This is a genomic window from Streptomyces sp. A1277 (assembly GCF_004795015.1).
Classification (GTDB): domain Bacteria; phylum Actinomycetota; class Actinomycetes; order Streptomycetales; family Streptomycetaceae; genus Streptomyces.
In genome coordinates, this window is sequence record NZ_SSBI01000045.1 from 17,875 (window position 1) to 37,066 (window position 19,192).

Genomic DNA, 19,192 nt, shown 5'->3' on the forward strand with positions numbered 1-19,192 from the left:
TACCGCGTGCCGTCAGCTTCGCGGACGCATCCGGTAGTTGTACACGTCGGGCAGCGGTTCGTCCGTGAGCTGTTCCCACACCTCTTCCAGGATCTCCGCCCCCTCGCGCAGGTCGGCGACCTCGAAGCCCGCGTCGAACAGGGCGCGTGCGGCGGCGATTCGGCCCTCCGCGATCAGCAGCCGGGCCTCCAGCAGACGGAAGCGGCCCCGCTCGCGGATCGCCGGGGGCAGCGCCGCCCGGACCGTGCGGACAGCCTCGGTCCGGCGCGCCGCGAGCAGCGCCTCGATCGCCTCCCGGCCCAGGGCCGCGGTGGCGGCGGTCCACGCCTCGTCACCGTCGCGGCGCTCCGCGCACAAACCGTCGAACGCCTCCGCGTAGTGGTCGGCGGCCCGCTCGCGCTGGCCGCTCTCCTGCGCGGCGACGGCCAGGCAGCGCAGCAGCGGCCAGCGGGACGAGGCGGCGGCCAGGCCGCGTTCCCAGCTGCGGACCGCCTGGGCGCGGTCACCGGCGTGCCACTGCGCGACGCCGAGGTGGTACTCGGTGAGCGGTTCGGCGGGGGCCGTCTCCAGCATGTCGCGCCAGTGCCAGGAGACCAGGGTGGGCCCGGGCGGGGCCGGCTCGGACGCTGCGGGGAGCGTGCCCTGCTCCAGCAGCTCCAGCCAGGGCGCCTGCTGCTCACCGAGCGTGGAGTCGGCGAACGGCGTGCCGGGCAGCTTGTACCGTCCGCGGCGCACCTCCAGGGCGCCCCAGCCGGAGCCGGTGGCGAGGCTCTCGCCCGGTTCGGTGTCGGCACACGCGCGCCAGGCGGCGTAGGCAGCGTCCACATCGGCGCGCGGCAGGGCGGCGGCGAGCCGCTGCTCGGTCTCTGTACGGGCCGCCGCCCAGTCGGTGCCGTGCACGGTGGCGGGGTCGGCGGCCAGCGGCCCGTACGACTCCAGCCAGCTGAACTCGCCGCCCGGCTCCAGCGGTATGTGCTCCAGCTGGGTACGGGCAAGGCCCGCCTGGATCTCGGCGTAGCCGCCGGTGCCGGGTCCGGTGAGCCATTCCTGCCAGCGCCGGCCGCCGGGGCCCCGGCCCCAGAGGAACAGCTTGCGGCCGCGCAGCAGGTCGGTGGAGGTCTGGACGAGCCCGTGGCCGTGCTCGTCCAGGGAGGCGATCCAGCGGCGGGCGCCGTCCGGCAGCTCGTAGAAGTAGTCGGCGGGGTACTCGCTGCGCAGCGGGTAGGTGCGGTCGGTGCCGCCGGACTCGGGGACCGGGACCCGGGTCAGCGTCCGCTCGTACCCGAAGTGCCAGGCTTCGTCGGCGGGGGCGAGGACCCGGGTGCGTTCGTCCTCGGGAACGGCGATGTTGGACCACCAGTAGACGGGTGCGGGCTGCTCGTGCGGGTTGCGTATCCGGACGCCGACGTGCAGGAACGCGGAGTCGTCGGGCAGCCACAGGTCCACCTGGAAGGGCAGGTCGCGCAGCCGCTCCCACTCCCAGAGCCGGACCATCTCGCCGCCGTCGGGCGCCGGGACGCGGGCCGCGTGCACCGGGGCGCAGGAGAGGGTGGTGTGGCCGGTCGCGCCGATGTTCCATTCGATGCCGCCGGAGAACCAGGCCCCGTTGAGCGCGAAGTCGGCGGGCTGGAGGACGGGGTTGGCGTGGACGAGGTCGCGGCCGGCCGGCTTGTGGACGAGGGAGTGGACACGGCCGCCGAGCCCCGGCAGCACGGTGACGCGCAGGTGGTCGTTCTCGATGACGATGGCGTCGAGGCCCGTGGGGGTGCGCTCGCGCCCGTATCCGTCGATGGTGCGGACGGGCAGGACGGTGGCCAGGGGTGCGTGGCCGAGCTGGCGGGCCATGTCGCGCGGGAGGCCGGCCCGGTCACGGTCGTCGATGACATGCGTGCCGTCCAGCGGCCGCAGCGCGGGCAGCGGGTTCTCCGGCCCCGTCGCCGCGGCGGGCAGGGTCAGTACGGCACGTCGTACGGTGGTGGCCAAGGCAACCTCGCTCCCTCGCGCGGGCCGCCACAGGTCCGGGCGTCCCCCGATGACCATGGAACACTCCGGTCGCCGCCCGGACCAGGGGCTCAGGCGTCACTCTTCGGCAAAGGGCCCGGCCGCCGCCCGCCCGGAATTCCGTTTCGCCCCGCTCCCGGCCCCCGTACGCTCGCTTCGCGAACGGAACGCGGCAGGCGAGAGAACGGCGGGACACATGGGCACGCAGCACACGTACCGAGTGATCGTGCGCGGCACGTGGGAGGGGCTGGCGGACGCGGCGCGCGAGCGGCTGCTCGCGGAGGTGGAGGAGCACGGCCTCGCCGCGATGCAGTTCACCGAGGAGGGCTCGCTGACGTACGACCGGGTTCTCAAGCACTTCAGTTTCCGGTACGTGGTCGTCTCGGACGCCGAGGACGGCGAGGAGATGGCGGCCGCGCTCGCCGAGGACCGGGCGCAGACGGCGCTGCGGGAGGCCGGTTACGGACACGGCGAACTGCGGTCGACGGCGACGGACATGGACACGATGAAGATCAATTACAAGGATCGCGGCAGGGCTCGCTGAGCGGCCGTACAGCGCGGCGCCGGCCCCCGCGAGGAGCCGGCGTCGCAGACCTCGATGGCGGCCTCCGCGAACTGGACCGTTTCGGGGTTGTAGTGGAAGCTCCAGCACCGGCCTGCCCCGTCCGGGCGGTCACGGCGAGCAGTGCGGTGGCCACGAGGGCGCCGAGCTTGGCAGTCATGCTTCGCATGAGGGCAACTCCGTGCGTCGAGGCGTGGTCGTCACGCCCATTCACCACGGACGGCAAACAATGATTACGCGCGGTGACGTTACTGCACGGAATGCGCTCTCCTCGAACCACCGGGTCGGCGCAAAGGGGGCAACCTGCGCCCGGGAGGTGATGGACCGGGCTAATTCGGGAACCCGTCTCGCATCGCCCCCACACGAAAGGCCCGGACCATGACCACCGAACAGACCACCACGCTCGGTCCCGACAGCGATCTCACCGAGGTCTTCGAGCTCGCGCAGCAGTTGCGGGTGGACTCGGTGCGCGCCAGCACCTCGGCCGGCTCCGGGCACCCCACCTCCAGCCTGTCCGCGGCCGATCTGATGGCCGTCCTCATGACCCGCCATCTGCGCTACGACTGGGACACCCCCGACAACCCCGCGGGCGACCACCTGATCTTTTCCAAGGGCCACGCCTCGCCCCTGCTCTACGCCATGTTCAAGGCGGCCGGTGCCATCAGCGACAAGGAGCTGATGACGACCTACCGCCGCTTCGGCCACCGGCTGCAGGGCCACCCGACGCCCGAGCTGCCCTGGGTGGACGTGGCCACCGGTTCGCTCGGCCAGGGCATCGCCTACGGCGTCGGCATCGCGCTCGCCGGTCGGGACCTGGAGAAGCAGCCCTACCGGGTGTGGGTGCTGTGCGGCGACAGCGAGATGACCGAGGGGTCCGTATGGGAGGCCCTGGACAAGGCAGGCCGGCACAAGCTCGCCAACTTCATCGCCGTCATCGACGTCAACCGCCTCGGGCAGAGCGGCCCGACCGAGCTGGAGTGGGACACCGACACCTACGCCCGCCGTGCCGAGGCGTTCGGCTGCCGCGCCATCGTCGTCGACGGCCACGACCTCACGGCGATCGACCGGGCCCTGAAGACCGCGGCGGACGGCACGGCCCCCACCGTGATCGTGGCCAAGACGGTCAAGGGGCGCGGGGTGAGCGAGGTCGCGGACCAGGAGGGCTGGCACGGCAAGCCGCTGCCCTCGGACATGGCCGACCGCGCCATCGAGGAGCTGGGCGGCGTCCGCGACCTGCGGGTGAGCGGCGCCCGGCCGCCGAAGGCCGCGCCCGCCGCCGCGCAGACCGCCGGCGCCGTGGAGCTGCCGCGCTTCGACAAGGGGGACGAGGTCGCCACCCGGGTCGCGTTCGGCAAGGCCCTGGTAGCGCTCGGGGTGCGGCCCGACGTCGTCGCCCTGGACGCCGAGGTCGGCAACTCCACGCACTCCGAGGACTTCAAGAAGGCGTACCCCGAGCGGTTCTTCCAGGCGTACATCGCCGAGCAGCAGATGATCGCCGACGCCGTCGGCATGGCCGTGCGCGGCTACCGCCCCTACGCCACCACCTTCGCCGCCTTCCTCACGCGGGCCCACGACTTCATCCGCATGGCCGCCGTCTCGGACATCACGATGGCCCTGTGCGGCACCCACAGCGGGGTGGAGATCGGCGCCGACGGGCCCTCGCAGATGGGCGTCGAGGACCTGGCCATGATGCGCTCGGTACGCGGCTCGACCGTCCTGTACCCGAGCGACGCGACCTCGGCGGCGGCGCTGACCGTGGCCATGGCCGATCTCGACGGCATCTCCTACCTGCGCACCACGCGCGGCGCCTACCCCGTGCTCTACGGGAGCGAGGAGACGTTCCCCATCGGCGGCTCCAAGACCCTGCGCACCGGCGACGACGACCAGGTCACCCTCGTCAGCGCCGGTGTCACCCTGCACGAGTGCCTGGCCGCCGCCGACCGGCTGGCCGAGGACGGCGTCCGGGCCCGCGTCATCGACCTCTACTCCATCAAGCCCATCGACGTCCGCGCCCTCACCCGCGCCGCCCAGGAGACCGGGGCCCTGGTCGTGGTCGAGGACCACCACCCGGAGGGCGGCATCGGGGAGGCCGTGCTCTCCGCGCTCGCCTCGTCCGGCAGCCATCCCGCCTTCACCCACCTCGCCGGGAGCAACCTCCCGGGATCCGGCACCACCGACGAACTGCTCGGCGCGGCGGGGATCTCCCGCACTCACATCGCCGAAGCGGCCCGCCGCCTGGTCGGATAGGAGGCCGCCGCCGGGGTGCGCGGTGTCAGCGCATCTCGGCGGTGATCGCCCAGCGTTCGTGGTCGCGCCAGGCCCCGTCGATGTACAGGAAGTCCGGCGAGTAGCCCTCAAGGCGGAAACCGGCGCGGCGGACGAGGGCGATCGAACCCTCGTTGTCCGGCTGGATGTTGGCTTCCAGCCGGTGCAGGCCGAGCGGGCCGAAGGCGTGGTCCAGGACGAGGCCGAGCCCTTCGCTCATGAGTCCGCGGCCGACCGCGTGGGCGAAGACGCCGTAGCCGAGCGCTCCGCAGCGGAAGCCGCCGCCGACGATGTTGTTGATGTTGATGAACCCGGCGATCGCACCGTCGGCCGGCGCGTGCCGTTCGCACACGAGGAAGCCGGCCCGCGTCGGGTCGTCGATGAGCGCGCCCGCGTAGGCGGCGTACGTGTCGGGGCCGGTGGGCGGGAACAGCCAGGGGCGGTGCACGGCACCGCTCTCCCGGGCCCGGGACGTGAACTCGTCGGCGTCGGCGAGTGTGAAGGGGCGGATCGCGGTACGCGGCCCCTCGGCCAGATAGTTGGTGTCGGACATCGCTCCAGCGTAGAGCGGCCGTGCCGGGCAGGCGCGTGAGCCGTGCCCGGCACGGCCGGTCCGCCCGGGCCTACTTGGGCCGCCTGCGGAAGACGTAGGCGCCGCACGCCATGCCCGCCACGAACATCACGACGAGCCACACGTAGAGCGGCGCGGTCACCAGCGGGACGATGAGGCGGACCTTGACGTCCTTGGTGTTCTCGGCGATGAACACCACCGACAGAACCGCGGTGACGAGGACCAGAATGCGGCCGGGGGTGAACGCCCCGCTCCCGCTCTTCCCGCTGCTCGACACGTCCTTCGGGCTCATGAGCAGCCCCTTTCCCGGCCCCGGTACGGCCGTCGCCCGGGGCTCCAGGATGGCTCCGCACCCGCCCCGGCAGGCACTGGTGCCCGACCATTCGGGTGACGGGGCAGGGCAGGCGGTACGTGGCGGGTCAGAGCAGGGCGGGCACCTCGGCGGTGAGGGTGGCCGGGCCGCCGTCCGCCGGGGCGTCGAGCACCGCCGGCACGCCGAGCGGGACGGTCAGTCCGGTCGGTCCGTGCCCGAAGCCGAGCTCCTCGACGACCGGGACGCCCAGCGGCCCGAGCCGGTCCGCGAGCACCGCCCGGACCTTCTCGTACGGCCCGCACCCCGCCCAGGACCCGCAGGCCACCCCGGCGACGCCGTCGAGCGCGCCGGACCGCAGCAGCTGGGTGAGGATGCGGTCGAGGCTGTACGGGTCCTCGGTGGTGTCCTCGATGAGGAGCAGCCCGCCGTGGGCCGAGGCGCGGGCGTGCGGGGTGCCGAGGTCGGCGGCGAGCAGGCTCACACAGCCGCCGTAGGTGATGCCGCGCGCCCGGCCCGGCACCAGCGCCCGCGCCTCCTCCAGGCCCAGCGTGCGCACGGTCTCCGGTGCGAACAAGGTGGCCCGCAACGACTCCTGGGTGCGCGGATCCTTGAGGAATGCCTCCGTCCCCACCATGGGGCCGTGCAGGGTGGCGAACCCGGCCCGCAGCGCGAACGCCTCGTGCAGCACGGTGATGTCGCTGTAGCCGACGAACACCTTGGGCCCGGCCGCGCGTACCGCCGCCCAGTCCACCAGGTCGACCATGCGGTGTGCCCCGTAGCCGCCGCGCGCGCAGATCACCGCGTCGACGGACGGGTCGCACCAGGCGTCCAGGAGGTCCCGGGCGCGCCCCTCGTCGCTGCCGGCGAGGTAGTCCAACCCCCGGTGCGCGTCGAGCACATGGGGCATCGGAACGGGGTCCAGGCCCCAGCCGCGCAGGATGTCGAGGCCGGGCTCCAGACGGTCGGCGGGCACGGGGCCGCTCGGGGACACGACGGCGACCTTCGCGCCCGCGCGCAGCCGGGCCGGGCGGGTCAGCGGGGCGGGGGTCACTTCTTCAGCTCCAGCGGCGGCACGTCCGGGCGATCGAAGCCGAACACCTGCGCGTACAGGGAGAGTTCGGACTCCACGGCGTCGATCATGGTGTCGGCGCGGCGGAATCCGTGGCCCTCGCCCGGGTAGGTGCGGTACGCGTGCGGGATGCCGCGCCCCTCGACGGCGGCGAGGAAGCGTTCGCACTGCACGGGCGGGCAGATCGGGTCGTCCTCGCCCTGGAGCAGCAGGAACGGCGCGGTGAGCCGGTCGGTGCGGGTGACCGGGGAGCGTTCGCGGTAGCGCTCGGGGACCTCGGCGAGCGGTCCGACCAGCGTCTCCAGGTAGTGGGATTCGAAGTCGTGGGTCTCGTCGGTGCCCCAGCCGGTGAGGTCGAGGATGGGGTAGATGACGGTGCCGCAGGCGTAGACGTCGGTGCCGGTCAGCGAGGCGGCGGCGGTCCAGCCGCCGGCGCTGCCGCCGCGTACGGCGAGGCGGTGCGGGTCGGCGGTGCCCTCGGCGGCGAGCGCCCCGGCGACCGCCGCGCAGTCCTCCACGTCCACGACGCCCCACTGCCCGCGCAGCCGGTTGCGGTAGGCCCTGCCGTATCCGGTGGAGCCGCCGTAGTTGACCTCGGCGACGCCGATGCCGCGTGAGGTGAAGTAGGCGATCTCCAGGTCCAGGACGAGCGCGGCATGGCCGGTGGGACCGCCGTGCGCCCACACCACGTAGGGCGGGAGTTCGTCCTCGGGCCCGGTGCGGTCGGGGTTGCGCGGCGGGTAGACCTGGGCGTGGATCTCGCGTCCGCCGGGACCGGTGAAGGTGCGGACGACGGGTTCGGGATAGTACGCGGGATCGACCGCGTCCTCGTGCGGGGCGCCGATGATCCGGGTGTGCCCGGTCGCCGTGTCCAGCTCCACGATCTCGTACGCGCTGTGCGGGCTCGCGGCGATTCCGGCGACCCGGCTGCCCTGGACGGTGAGGGTCGGGGCCCACTCCGTCCAGGGCCCGGCGATGTCCACGAGGTCGCCGGTCTCCGGGTCGAGGATGCCGAGCGTGGTGGGGCCCTTGCCGTGGAGGGTGGCGATCAGCCCGTTCTCCAAGGGGCGGAACCAGACCTGCCCGAGCTTCCACAGCGGTCCGGCGAACTCCTCGTCCCTGGCGCAGAGCGCGACCGGCTCGCCGCCGTCCGGGTCGAGTCGGTAGAGGTTCCACCAGCCGCTGCGGTCGCTCGCCAGGAGCAGGTGCCCGTCCGCGGTCCACTGGATCTGCGGGACCGACTCGTCGGGGCCGCCGACGAGGGTGCGGGCGTCGCGGAAGGTGCCGTCGTCCGCGATGTCGGCGACCACCACCTCGGTGCCGTCCCAGGGCATGCGCGGGTGGTCCCAGCCGATCCAGGCGGCACGCCGCCCGTCGGGCGAGACCTCGGGCCCGGTGACGAACCGGTGCCGCTCCTGGTCGAGTTCGCGTACGGCGGACCGGTCGTCGGCCGCCGACCCGTCGAGCGGTACGGCGGCCAGGACGCGCCGCAGTGCGGTGGGCGCGTCGCCGGTGAACTCCTCCAGGACGCACCAGACCTCGCCGGCCGGGCCCCGGTCCGGGTGCAGGCGCGGGTCGGCCCAGCGCAGTCCGCCGCCCACGGCGGAGACCGGGGTGAGCGGCCACGGCTCGCGGGGGCCGTCCGGCTCGTAGGCGTAGAGCCGCTGGTCGTCGAAGTGGACGAAGACGATCAGCGGGCCGCCCTCGGTCCGCGCGGTGCCGGCCCAGGGCTGTCCGCCGTATTCGATGACGCGGCTGCGGGCGTTCCAGGGGGCGGGCAGTGCGGTGGTGGTGGTGCCGTCCGCCGCCCGGCGGACCAGGGCGCGCCGGCCGGCCTCGGCCGGGCGCGGTTCCGTCCACCACAGCTCGTCGCCGACCGCTCCGGCGTACTCGGGCCGGCCGTCGTGGGAGGCGGCCAGCGCGGCGCCGATCGGTGAGGGCCAGCTTCCGTGGGCCTGTGTGGATGCCATGTGTACGAGTCTCCCCCGGGTGGTTCAGGCGGTGCGCAGATAGTGGTCCAGGACCCGGACGCCGAAGTGCAGGGCGTCGACGGGGACCCGCTCGTCCACGCCGTGGAAGAGGGCCTGGTAGTCGAAGCCGACCGGCAGCTTCAGCGGCGAGAATCCATAGCCGGTGATGCCGAGCCGGGAGAACTGCTTGGCGTCGGTGCCGCCGGACATGCAGTACGGCACGACGTGCCCTTCGGGGTCGAACCGCTCGATGGCGGCCCGGAGTTTCGCGTACGTGGGTGAGTCGACGGGGGCCTGGAGGGCGACCTCCCGGTGGTGGAAATCCCAGTCGACCGAGGGCCCGGTGAGCCGGTCCAGGGTGGTGCGGAACTCCTCGTCGCCGCCGGGGACGGTCCGCCCGTCGATGTAGGCGGTGGCGTGGCCCGGGATGACGTTGACCTTGTAACCCGCTTCCAGCATCGTCGGGTTGGAGCTGTTGCGGACGGTCGGTGCGACGAGGGCGGCGGCCGGTCCGATCTTGCCGAGGAGTTCGTCGACGTCGAAACCGGGGGCGTCGAGGTCGGGGTGGATGCCGTGGAGTGCGGCGATCTCGGTGAGGGCGGCGCGGACCGTCGGGGTGAGGCGGACGGGCCACTCGTGCTCGCCGATGCGGGCGACGGCGGCGGCGACCGCGCTGACGGCGTTGGCCCGGTTGACCTTGGAGCCGTGGCCGGCCTTGCCGTGGGCGGTGAGCTTGAGCCAGCCGGTGCCGCGCTCGCCGGCCGCGATGGGGTAGAGCGGCATGTTGGGGCCGGCGTGGAAGGTGAAGGCGCCGGATTCGCTGATGCCCTCCGTACACCCCTCGAAGAGGGCGGCGTGCCGGTCGGCGAGGAAGCCGGAGCCGTCGTCGGCGCTGGCCTCCTCGTCGGCGGTGTACGCGATCACGATGTCGCGGCGGGGGCGGATTGCGGCCCGGGCCCAGAACCGGACGACGGCCAGGACCATCGCGTCCATGTTCTTCATGTCGATGGCGCCGCGCCCCCACACGGTGCCGTCGCGCACCTCGCCGGAGAAGGGGTGCACGGTCCAGTCGGCGGCCTCGGCGGGCACCACGTCCAGGTGGCCGTGGACCAGGAGCGCGGGGGCGGCGGGGTCGGTGCCGGGAATCCGGGCGACCACGTTGGTGCGGCCCGGGGTGCGCTCCAGGAGTGCGGGTTCGAGTCCGGTGGCGGCGAGGCGCTCGGCGACGTACTCGGCGGCGGGGCGTTCGCGGCAGTCGCCGCCGCCCCGGTTGGTGGTGTCGATGCGGATCAGTTCCGAGGTGAACGTCACCGATTCGTCGAGCGCGAGGGCGTCGACGGAGTCCTGGGGGGCGGTCGCCTCAGCCATACTGCTCCTCCACGGCGGCCGACACGATCGTCGTCACCGCCTTGAACGTGCGGATACCTTCGTACATCGTCGCGCTGGTGTAGGCGACACGCCTCTCGCCACTGGGCGCGACACCGGGGACGACGGTGGCCGCGGCGGCCAGGTGTTCGGCGTCGAACTCCAGCTCCACGGTGAACGGCCCGCCCTCGGCCGGCGTGTACCGGCCGGCCAGCGCGACGGCCTGCTCGGCGGCGGCCCGGATGTCGGCGGCGGTGCGGGCGGGGGTGCGGCAGACGGCGGCGTAGCGCGACACGTAGTCCTTGACGGCGACCTTCCGCGCCTCGGGGGCGTACCCCTCGGCGTCCACGCAGGTCAGATCGTCCCCGGTGACGAGGACGACGGGGACGCCGTACTCGGCGGCGACATGGGCGTTGAGCAGCCCCTCGCTCGCCCGGACCCCGTTCAGCCAGACCCCGGTGATGGAGTTGGCGAGGTAGGTGTGGGCGAGGACGCCTTCCGTGCCGGCGCCCGTGTGGTAGCCGACGAAGGCGACGGCGTCGACGTCCCCGTGCTGGATGCCCTCGACCATGCTGAGCGACTTGTGCTTGCCGGTGAGCATCTGGACGCGGTCGTCCAGTCGCTCCAGCAGGAGGTTGCGCATGGTCCAGTGGGCCTCGTTGATCAGCACCTCGTCGGCTCCCCCGTCGTAGAAGCCGAGGGCGGCGGCGTTGACGTCGGAGGTGAACAGGGAGCGGCACCGCTCCCACTGCGGCGTGCCGGGCAGCACGTCGGCCGGCCAGGTCACGCCGGTGGCGCCTTCCATGTCTGCGCTGACGAGGATCTTCATGCGGCCACACGGTACGCGCCGCAGAACGCGCAGGCCAGGGCCGCCGGGACCTCCACAGGTCCATTCCAATGACGGCCCCGGGCGGCCCGTGACGGCCGCCCGGGGCGCCGGGGCGTCAGCGGCGCTTGGCGCCCTTCAGCAGCTTCTCGATCCGGCTGAGCTCCTTGTCCGTGAACTCCAGGTTGCGCACGGCCTCGACGCTGTTCTCCAGCTGGGCGACGCTGCTCGCGCCGACCACGGCCGAGGTGACGCGGCCGCCGCGCAGCACCCAGGCCAGGGCCATCTGGGCGAGGGACTGGCCGCGCGCGGAGGCCAGCTCGTCCAGTTCGCGCAGCCGCGCCACCAGGTCGGGGGTGACCGCGTCCGCCGACAGGAACGGGCTGCTGCCGGCGGCGCGGGAGCCCTCCGGGATGCCCTGGAGGTAGCGGTCGGAGAGGATGCCCTGCTCCAGCGGGGAGTACGCGATGGAGCCGACGCCCAGCTCGTCCAGGGCCGTGAGCAGCCCGTCCTCCACCCAGCGGTCGAGCATCGAGTAGCGCGGCTGGTGGATGAGGAGCGGGGTGCCGAGGTCCTTCAGGATGCGCGCGGCCTCGCGGGTCTGCTCGGGCGAGTAGTTGGAGACGCCCACGTAGAGCGCCTTGCCCTGCCGCACCGCCGAGTGGAGGGCGCCCATCGTCTCTTCGAGCGGGGTCTCGGGGTCGGGCCGGTGGGAGTAGAAGACGTCGACGTAGTCCAGGCCGAGCCGGGTGAGGCTCTGGTCCAGCGAGGCGAGGAGGTTCTTGCGCGAGCCCCACTCCCCGTACGGGCCGTCCCACATCAGGTAGCCGGCCTTGGTGGAGACGACGATCTCGTCCCGGTGGGCGGCGAAGTCGGTGGCCAGCGCACGGCCCATCGCACTCTCGGCGGAGCCGGGCGGCGGGCCGTAGTTGTTCGCCAGGTCGAAGTGGGTGATGCCGAGGTCGAAGGCCCGGCGCAGGATCTCGCCCTGCGTCTGCGGTGTCCGGTCCCCGCCGAAGTTGTGCCACAGACCGAGCGAGAGGGCCGGCAGTTTCAGGCCGCTGCGCCCGGTGCGCCGGTAGGGCATGTACTCGTAGCGGTCGGCGGACGGGATGTACATGCGAGGCTCCACGGGAGAGACGTTCCGGTTCGCCGGACGGGACACCGTCCGGCTTCGCCCGGCCGGGGGACGGGCACCGCTCCAGGCTCGCTCACATCGATCCAGCAGTCCAACAGGAGATTCCGCTTGGATTCAGGGCCTATATTTCTCAATCATGGAGTTGCGCCAGCTGGAACATTTCGTCGCGGTCGCCGAGGAGCGGCATTTCACCCGGGCGGCCGAGCGGGTCGCCGTGTCGCAGTCCGGCCTCTCCGCCTCCGTGCGGGCGCTGGAGCAGGAGCTGCGGACCCCGCTGTTCAGCCGGACCACCCGCAGCGTACGGCTGACCGAGGCGGGGCGCGCCCTGCTGGTGGAGGCCGAACGGACGCTGGCCGGGGTGCGGGCGGCGAAGGACGCCGTCGACGCGGTACGGGGTCTGCTGCGCGGCACGCTGTCGGTGGGCGTGGAGCAGTGCGTGGCGGGGCTTCGGCTGCCCCGGCTGCTCGCCGCCTTCCATCGCGCGCACCCGCACATGGACATCCGGCTGCGCCAGGAGGGCACGGCGAAGCTGGTGGACGGGGTGGCGGGTGGCCGGCTAGACATCGCGTTCGCCGCGACGGTGAGCCCGGCGGGGTGGCGCGGCGAGCTGGTGCCGCTGGCCCGGGAGCCCATGGTGCTGCTGTGCGCGCCGGGCCACCGGCTGGCGGCGGCGGAACGGGCCGGCTGGGCGGAGCTGGCCGGTGAGCCGTTCATCGACTTCCACCCCGACTTCGGTCCGCGCCGCGCGGCCGACGCGGCGTTCTCGGCGGCCGGGGTGCGCCGCACGGTGGCTCTGGAGGTGACCGACGTGCACAGCCTGCTGGAGCTGGTGCACGAGCAGTTGGGCATCGCGGTCGTGCCGCACCACTTCTCCCGCAAGCCCGAGGCGCAGGGGCTGTCGGCGGTGCGGCTCGACGGGGCGGCCGAGGCGTTCTACGAGAGTGTCGTGGTCCTTCCCGAGGCGCGGGCGATGAGCCCGGGCGCGCGGGCCCTCATGGCGCTGGTACGGGAGGAGGCCGGGCGCTGACCGGGCCGGCTCGGTCACTCAGCGCCTCGGCGGACCTCCCGGCCGTCTCCGGGGCCGGTGCGTGCCGGGGTCAGCCGGCGGCCAGCACGAACCACCTCGCCGGCAGGTCGATCCTGGTCCCGTCGGGCAGCGTCTCGGTCTGCGGCAGGACCGTGTCCCCGCTGTCCAGGGTGGTCAGCCCGGCCGCCTTCAGCAGCTTGGGGACCTCCTCCTCGGTGGCGCTCGCCGGTTTGAGCCCGTGCTCGAAGACCCGGCGCAGCTTTACCGGCGGCCCGTCCGGGCCCTGCGCGGCCCGTTGCAGCACTTCCCTGGAGGCGGGGGTCAGCTCGGCGACGAAGGCCCGGCCCCGCTCCCCCAGCAGCGTCGCCACGGCCGCGGCGACGGCCGGCCGGGCCTCGGGGTCGCTCTGGTGGATCACGGCCCGCATGTAGACGTTCGTGTCACCGATCCGCTCGTGCAGGGCCCGAACGGCGTCGGCGTCGGTCAGGTCGAGCTGGGCGAACTCGGCGACCCGGCCGGGGTCCGCCCGCCGGGCGTGCTCGATCGCGGCGTGCGAGAGGTCCACCCCGACCGCCCGGGCGAACAGGGTGGCGAGATGGCGGGTCTGCGTACCGTTGCCGCAGCCGAGGTCGACCACGGGCAGGGTGGCGTCCGCGTACGGCAGGAGCAGCCGGCTGTGCGGTACGGCGCTCAGCGCGGCCTCCGCGTCCCAGATCGCCTCGCCGGGTTCGTCCGACGTGGCCGCCCAGTACCCTTCCCACGCCTCACGGTATTGCTGTGACACACCCATGCGTACTCCCGAGTCCCGTCGTGCACACTCATTTCGCTCAGCCAGGGACTACTGCCCCGAGGGGCCTCGGGGCAAGGGGGCGGACACAACTGCCTTCCGTTTACCAGCTGTTGGCCCGGGGTCGGGGGAACCGGGAGAGGGCCAGCTCGAACCAGACGGTCTTTCCGCGTGCCGTGCCGCTGGTGCCCCATTCGCGGGCCAGGCTGCTCACCACCACGAGGCCGCGCCCGCACTCGTCGCTCTCGGTGACGCCGAGGAGCGAGGCGGGAGCGGGCTCGTCGTCGCTGACCTCGCACAGCAGCGCGTCCGTGCGGACCAGCCGGAGCCCGATGTGGTGGGTGCGGCCGTGCTTGACTGCGTTGGTCACCAGCTCGCTGACCATCAGTTCGGCGGTCTCCACGGCGTCGGGCAGCTCCCAGTCGAGCAGCTTGCCGCGTACCAGGCGGCGGGCCCGGGAGACCTCGCGCGGGTCGAGGGCGAGCTGCCATTCGGCGACGTCGTCGTCCCCGATCCCGTTGAGCCGGGCCATCAGCAGCGCGACGTCGTCCTTGCGGCCGCCCCTGGGGTTGAGGGCCCGGATGATGGTGTCGCAGGCGTCGTCCATCGACGCGGCGGGGTGGGCGGCGGAGGCGCAGAGCGCGGCGAGCCCGGCCCCGATGTCCTGGCCGCGCACCTCGACCAGGCCGTCCGTGCACAGGACCAGCCGGTCGCCGGGGCGCACCGGCACGGTGGCGGTCTCGAAGGCGACGCCGCCGACGCCGATCGGCGCCCCGGTCGGCAGGTCCAGGAGCTCCGCCCTGCCGTCCTCGGCGCGGACCAGGACCGGTGGGATGTGGCCCGCGTTGGCGATCTGGAGCTCGTTGCCGATGGGGTCGTAGACGGCGTAGAGGCAGGTCGCGAGGTACTGCTCGCCGAGGCGCTGGGCCAGGTCGTCCAGGTTGCGCAGGAGCTGGGCCGGTGGCAGCTCCATGGTGGCCATGGTCAGGACGGCGGTACGCAACTGGCCCATCATCGCGGCGGAGTTGAGCCCGTGACCCATCACGTCGCCGACGACGAGCGCGGTGCGCGAGCCCGGCAGTTTCACCGAGTCGAACCAGTCGCCGCCGATCCGGCCGAGCCGGGTGCCCGGCAGGTAGCGGGTGGCGATGTCGCAACCCGCCATGCGGGGCTCGACGTTGGGCAGCATGCTGTCCTGGAGCGTCTCGGCGACGTTCTCCTGGTAGGTGTACATGCGGGCGTTGTCCAGGACGAGTCCGGCCCGGGCCGCGAGTTCGGCGCCGGTGGTGCGGTCCATGTCGTCGAACGGCTCGCGGCCGGGACGGCGCATCAGCACCATGAAGCCGAGCACCACGTCGCGGGCCTTGAGCGGCACGATGAGCAGCGAGCGGTGGGTGATCAGGGGCCGCAGGTCGCGCTTCTCGAACTCGCCCGAGATCCGGTTGCTCAGCTCCTCGCTGACGTAGGGCACGATGACCGGCTCGCCGGTGACCATGCACTGGAAGAACGGGGTGTGCTCGGGGAAGGCGATGGACTCGCCGACGGGCACGGTGTCGTCCCAGCGGCCCGGTTCGTCGTTGTGCTCGACCCAGACGCGGTGCCAGATCGTGGTGACGTCGGGCGGCCCGTCGGGGAAGCCCTCACCGGCCAGGACGGCGGCGCGCAGATGCGTACCGGCGAAGTCGGTGAAGCGGGGCACGGCGGCGCTGGTGACCTCGCGGATGGTGCGTTCGAGGTCGAGGGAGGTACCGATGCGGCCGCTGACCTCGTTGAGAAATTCCAGCCGCTCCCGGACCGCCGCGTATTCGAGGTCCAGCTCGGGACGGGGCACGGCGCGCGGGGCCGCCGCCTCGTCGCCGCGCCGCTCCTCCTGCGCCGGCAGACCTCCGGCGCGTTTGGGCACACCCCAGTCCGGGGTGACGGGGATGCGGTCGTGGTGGCTGAACTCCAAGACCGGGTAACCCAGTTCGAGGACCTGGGCGACGATCCTCGTGGCCTCCTGGACGCTCATGTTCGGCAGGATCTCCGGCAGCCGTGCCGACAGCTCCGGGTAGCCGGGGAAGTCGGTGTGGGCGGCGAATCCGGGTGCGATCGTCCGGACCTCCGGACCCTCGCCGCCTTCCGTGCCCCCGAGTCGGGCGCAGTCGGCGGCGAGCACGAGCAGCCGTTCCGGCCCGGGGCCGACGAGCGGGTAGGCCCACCACAGCACCTCGATCCGGCCGCGGCCCGGTTCGTCCAGCCGGGCGCGCCCCGCCGCCGGGTAGGCGGAGTCGCCGCTCAGCGAGGTATCGAGCGCGGGCCCCTGATCGGCGTACACCCCGTCCGTCGAGGCGCCACCGCTGGGTGACAACACCCCGGCGACGGGGAGCAGTTCACCGGCCGGGCAGCCCACCGCCTCCTCGCGGGCGACCCCGAAGAGCTTTCTCGCGCCGGTCGACCAGTGCGAGACGAGTCCGTCCGTGTCGACCACGACCACGGCCAGCGGTACCCGGCCCGCCGCGGTGTCACGCGGCTGTGGTGTCCTCTGCGGCGGCACACCGAGGTCCATGAGGGGAAGGCTCCTTCCTCACCGCGACATTCCGCGGCGCGTGACTCCACGGTACGGGGCCGCGACCGGCGTCCGTGGGTCATCGGCGGAATCACCCACGGGGGTGGTGCGCCCGGCGCACCCGGCGGCGCACCACCCCCTCGCGGCCCGGGCGTTCAGTCCTCGTGGCCCAGCTGGAGGTCGCGCTCGGTGCGCCCGCCGCCCGCGACCTGGAGGACGGTGGCCACCGGCGGGTAGCCGGCCGCGATCACGGTGTACTCGCCGGTGGACAGGTCGACGAACCGGAACGCCCCGTCCGGCCCTGTGGTCACGGTGTCCACGACGTTGCCGGCCGCGTCCAGGAGCGTGACGCGGGCGTCCTCGACGGGCCGCCCGGCACTGGCCCGGACGATGCCGCGCAGCACGGCGCCGCCGGCCAGCTCGATGTCCTGCCGGGTCTCCCTGGCCGCCTGCACGCTGACCGGGAGCGCGGCTGGCCGGAACGCCGGGGCGGAGGCGGCGAGGGTGTACTCGCCCGCCACCAGCTCGGTGATCACGTAGCCGCCCTCGCGGCCGGTACGCGTGGAGGCGACGACCTCGCCGCGTACGTCGGTCAGGGTGACGGCCGCGTCCCGTACGGGCACTCCGTCGGCGGTCACCACGGTGCCGGCGAGCCGGCCCGCGCCGCCGAGCACCACGTCGAGCTCGACGGGGCGTTCGCCGACGGTGACGCTCACGGCCTGCGGCTGGTGGCCCCCGGCGGCGGCGATCAGGACGTACGAGCCGGCGCCCGGCACGCTGAGCGCGTACCGCCCCTCCTCGCCGCTGGCGCCCCGGCCGACCTGCTGCCCCTGGACGTCGATGAGGGTGAGGGCGGCGCGCGGCACCTTCGTACCGTCGGGGTGCTGGACGCTGCCGGAGACCGGGACTCCGGAGAGGTGGCCGGCGGAGTTGGCGCCCGGGTCGGTGCGGGCGGAGGGGATCGAGGCGGGTTCGGCTGCGGTGGTTTCGGAACTGTGGGACACCAGCGGTTTCTCCTTGAGGAAGAAGGCGAAGAACAGGCCGAGCACGAGGACCGGCACGAGGTAGAGGAAGATCCGGGGCATCGCGTCGGCGTACGCCTGGATGTAGGCGTCCCGCAGGGCGGGCTCCATCGCGTGCACCAGCTGCGGGCTGATCGATTCGGGGTCGGGGAGGCCCGCCCCGGTGGGCAGCCGCACGGCGAGCGCGTCGGCCAGCCGCCCGGCGAACAGGGTGCCGAAGACGGCGGCGCCGACGCTGCCGCCGATCTGCCGGAAGTAGTTGTTGGCACTGGTGGCGCTGCCGAGGTCGGCGGGGCGTACGGAGTTCTGCACGGCGAGGACGAGCACCGGCATGATCAGCCCGATCCCGAGGCCGAGGACCGCCTGCGCGATGCTGTACTCGATGCGCGGGGTGTCGGTCTCCAGCCGGGACAGCAGCCACATGCCGATCGCCGAGAGGGCGCTGCCGGCGATCGGGTAGACGCGGTAGCGCCCGGTGCGGGAGATGAGCTGGCCCGAGACGACGGAGGCGCCGACGATGCCGCCCATCATGGGGAGCATCAGCAGCCCGGACTCGGTGGCGCTCGCCCCGTCGACCATCTGGAGGAAGGTCGGCAGATAGCTGGCCGCACCGAACAGCGCGACGCCGACGACCGCGCCGACCAGGGCCGTGACGTTGAAGACCGAGTCGCGGAACAGCCGCAGCGGGATGATCGGTTCGTCGGCGCGGCGCTCGACGGCGAGGAACAGCAGAGTCGTTCCGGCGGCCCCGGCTCCCAGCCCCAGGATGGTTCCCGAGCCCCAGGCGTACTCCGTACCGCCCCAGCTGGTCAGCAGCACCAGGCAGGTGGAGGCGGCGGCGAGCAGGGCGGCGCCGAGGATGTCGAGCCGGGGGCGCACGGTGGGTTTGGGGAGCTTGAGGACGACGGTGATCACGGCGAGGGTGACCAGGCCGAACGGCACGTTGATGTAGAAGCACCAGCGCCAGGAGGCGTGGTCGGTGAAGAAGCCGCCGAGCAGCGGGCCCGCCACGGAGGCGAGTCCGAAGGCGGCGCCGATGAGCCCCATGAACCGGCCGCGCTCCCGGGGCGGGACCACGTCCGCGATGATCGCCTGGACGCCGATCATGAGCCCGCCGCCGCCGACGCCCTGGAGGGCCCGGAAGGCGATCAGCTGGTCCATGGTGCGGGACCAGCCGGCCAGCGCGGAGCCGACGACGAAGACGACGATGGCGAACTGGAAGACGCCCTTGCGCCCGAAGAGGTCGCCGAGCTTGCCGTAGAGCGGCAGTCCGATGGTGGAGGCGAGCAGATAGGCGGTGACCGCCCAGGACATCTTCTCCAGGCCGTGCAGCTCGCCGACGATCTTCGGGAGCGCCGTGGCGACGATCATCTGGTCGAGCGCCGCGAGCAGGAGCGTGAGCATCAGCCCGACGAAGATCAGCCGGATGCGGCGCGGGTCCGTCGCGGTGTCACCGGGCCCACCGCCGGCGACGGCTTCCGTCGCGGCGGGCGGCGGCGGGGGCGGCGCGGCCGCGGGCGCGGCTTCGGCCCCCTCCGGACCGCCCGGCTCGTCCTCCACCAGAGTGATGCCACCCACCACGTGCCGCTCCCCTCGTCGCGCTGCCGCCCATTTCTCGCATCGTGCGACAAGCGAGGGCAAACGCGACGGGGGGCGCTGACGGCGCACTCAGGGGGCGTATCCCCCGGTGGGAGCCACTACGGCGCACAACCGCCCGGCCGCAAAAAC

Annotated in this window: 14 protein-coding genes; 3 read left to right on the top strand and 11 right to left on the bottom strand. The window is 73.3% G+C overall.

The window, feature by feature from the left end:
* Positions 1-12: 12 nt before the first annotated feature.
* The gene (locus E6R18_RS26175) at positions 13-1,983 is read right to left on the bottom strand and encodes a DUF5107 domain-containing protein (RefSeq protein WP_136319364.1); all 1,971 of its coding nucleotides are present in this window, start codon (positions 1,981-1,983) and stop codon (positions 13-15) included.
* Positions 1,984-2,197: 214 nt separating this feature from the next.
* Between E6R18_RS26175 and E6R18_RS26180 the strand changes: the two genes are divergently transcribed.
* Entirely contained in the window at positions 2,198-2,545 is a 348-nt protein-coding gene (locus tag E6R18_RS26180) for a DUF6204 family protein (RefSeq protein ID WP_136319365.1), read from the top strand.
* Between the two features lie 396 nt (positions 2,546-2,941).
* Complete coding sequence (locus tag E6R18_RS26185; protein WP_136319366.1) at positions 2,942-4,810, top strand: transketolase; 1,869 nt, start codon at positions 2,942-2,944, stop codon at positions 4,808-4,810.
* Between the two features lie 25 nt (positions 4,811-4,835).
* On the opposite strand, the gene E6R18_RS26190 is transcribed toward E6R18_RS26185, so the two are convergent.
* The 7 genes from E6R18_RS26190 to E6R18_RS26220 form a co-directional block, all read right to left on the bottom strand.
* Entirely contained in the window at positions 4,836-5,381 is a 546-nt protein-coding gene (locus tag E6R18_RS26190; protein ID WP_136319367.1) for a GNAT family protein, read from the bottom strand.
* Positions 5,382-5,451: 70 nt separating this feature from the next.
* The gene (locus E6R18_RS26195) at positions 5,452-5,691 is read right to left on the bottom strand and encodes a DUF1049 domain-containing protein (RefSeq protein WP_136319368.1); all 240 of its coding nucleotides are present in this window, start codon (positions 5,689-5,691) and stop codon (positions 5,452-5,454) included.
* A 127-nt stretch (positions 5,692-5,818) separates the two neighbouring features.
* Positions 5,819-6,763, bottom strand: a complete 945-nt coding sequence (locus E6R18_RS26200; protein WP_136319369.1) for an LD-carboxypeptidase — start codon at positions 6,761-6,763, stop codon at positions 5,819-5,821.
* The gene (locus E6R18_RS26205) at positions 6,760-8,751 is read right to left on the bottom strand and encodes a prolyl oligopeptidase family serine peptidase (RefSeq protein WP_136319370.1); all 1,992 of its coding nucleotides are present in this window, start codon (positions 8,749-8,751) and stop codon (positions 6,760-6,762) included. The genes E6R18_RS26200 and E6R18_RS26205 overlap by 4 nt, the downstream gene beginning before the upstream one ends.
* Before the next feature lie 24 nt (positions 8,752-8,775).
* Complete coding sequence (locus E6R18_RS26210) at positions 8,776-10,119, bottom strand: M20/M25/M40 family metallo-hydrolase (RefSeq protein WP_136319371.1); 1,344 nt, start codon at positions 10,117-10,119, stop codon at positions 8,776-8,778.
* The gene (locus E6R18_RS26215; protein WP_136319372.1) at positions 10,112-10,945 is read right to left on the bottom strand and encodes a M55 family metallopeptidase; all 834 of its coding nucleotides are present in this window, start codon (positions 10,943-10,945) and stop codon (positions 10,112-10,114) included. Before E6R18_RS26215 ends, E6R18_RS26210 begins: the two co-directional genes overlap by 8 nt.
* A 115-nt stretch (positions 10,946-11,060) precedes the next feature.
* Positions 11,061-12,062, bottom strand: coding sequence for an aldo/keto reductase (locus E6R18_RS26220; protein WP_136319373.1), 1,002 nt, complete (start codon positions 12,060-12,062; stop codon positions 11,061-11,063).
* 154 nt (positions 12,063-12,216) lie between these two features.
* Here E6R18_RS26220 and E6R18_RS26225 point away from each other — a divergent pair, with 154 nt between their 5' ends.
* The gene (locus E6R18_RS26225) at positions 12,217-13,107 is read left to right on the top strand and encodes a LysR family transcriptional regulator (RefSeq protein WP_136319374.1); all 891 of its coding nucleotides are present in this window, start codon (positions 12,217-12,219) and stop codon (positions 13,105-13,107) included.
* Positions 13,108-13,177: 70 nt separating this feature from the next.
* Here E6R18_RS26225 and E6R18_RS26230 read toward each other — a convergent pair whose 3' ends face one another.
* From E6R18_RS26230 to E6R18_RS26240, 3 genes are all read right to left on the bottom strand, one after another.
* Positions 13,178-13,897: a class I SAM-dependent methyltransferase gene (locus E6R18_RS26230; protein WP_136319375.1), complete on the bottom strand. Its 720-nt coding sequence runs from the start codon at positions 13,895-13,897 to the stop codon at positions 13,178-13,180.
* 100 nt (positions 13,898-13,997) lie between these two features.
* Complete coding sequence (locus E6R18_RS26235; protein WP_136319376.1) at positions 13,998-16,442, bottom strand: SpoIIE family protein phosphatase; 2,445 nt, start codon at positions 16,440-16,442, stop codon at positions 13,998-14,000.
* A 155-nt stretch (positions 16,443-16,597) separates the two neighbouring features.
* On the bottom strand, positions 16,598-19,045 hold the full coding sequence (locus E6R18_RS26240; protein WP_136319377.1) for an MFS transporter: 2,448 nt from the start codon (positions 19,043-19,045) through the stop codon (positions 16,598-16,600).
* Positions 19,046-19,192 lie beyond the last annotated feature (147 nt).

Excerpts from the sequence above, each read along its gene's own strand:
- E6R18_RS26180 (WP_136319365.1), top strand. The coding sequence starts at position 2,198 with ATGGGCACGCAGCACACGTACCGAGTGATCGTGCGCGGCACGTGGGAG.
- E6R18_RS26185 (WP_136319366.1), top strand. The coding sequence starts at position 2,942 with ATGACCACCGAACAGACCACCACGCTCGGTCCCGACAGCGATCTCACC.
- E6R18_RS26190 (WP_136319367.1), bottom strand. The coding sequence starts at position 5,381 with ATGTCCGACACCAACTATCTGGCCGAGGGGCCGCGTACCGCGATCCGC.
- E6R18_RS26195 (WP_136319368.1), bottom strand. The coding sequence starts at position 5,691 with ATGAGCCCGAAGGACGTGTCGAGCAGCGGGAAGAGCGGGAGCGGGGCG.
- E6R18_RS26205 (WP_136319370.1), bottom strand. The coding sequence starts at position 8,751 with ATGGCATCCACACAGGCCCACGGAAGCTGGCCCTCACCGATCGGCGCC.
- E6R18_RS26210 (WP_136319371.1), bottom strand. The coding sequence starts at position 10,119 with ATGGCTGAGGCGACCGCCCCCCAGGACTCCGTCGACGCCCTCGCGCTC.
- E6R18_RS26215 (WP_136319372.1), bottom strand. The coding sequence starts at position 10,945 with ATGAAGATCCTCGTCAGCGCAGACATGGAAGGCGCCACCGGCGTGACC.
- E6R18_RS26220 (WP_136319373.1), bottom strand. The coding sequence starts at position 12,062 with ATGTACATCCCGTCCGCCGACCGCTACGAGTACATGCCCTACCGGCGC.
- E6R18_RS26225 (WP_136319374.1), top strand. The coding sequence starts at position 12,217 with ATGGAGTTGCGCCAGCTGGAACATTTCGTCGCGGTCGCCGAGGAGCGG.
- E6R18_RS26230 (WP_136319375.1), bottom strand. The coding sequence starts at position 13,897 with ATGGGTGTGTCACAGCAATACCGTGAGGCGTGGGAAGGGTACTGGGCG.
- E6R18_RS26235 (WP_136319376.1), bottom strand. The coding sequence starts at position 16,442 with ATGGACCTCGGTGTGCCGCCGCAGAGGACACCACAGCCGCGTGACACC.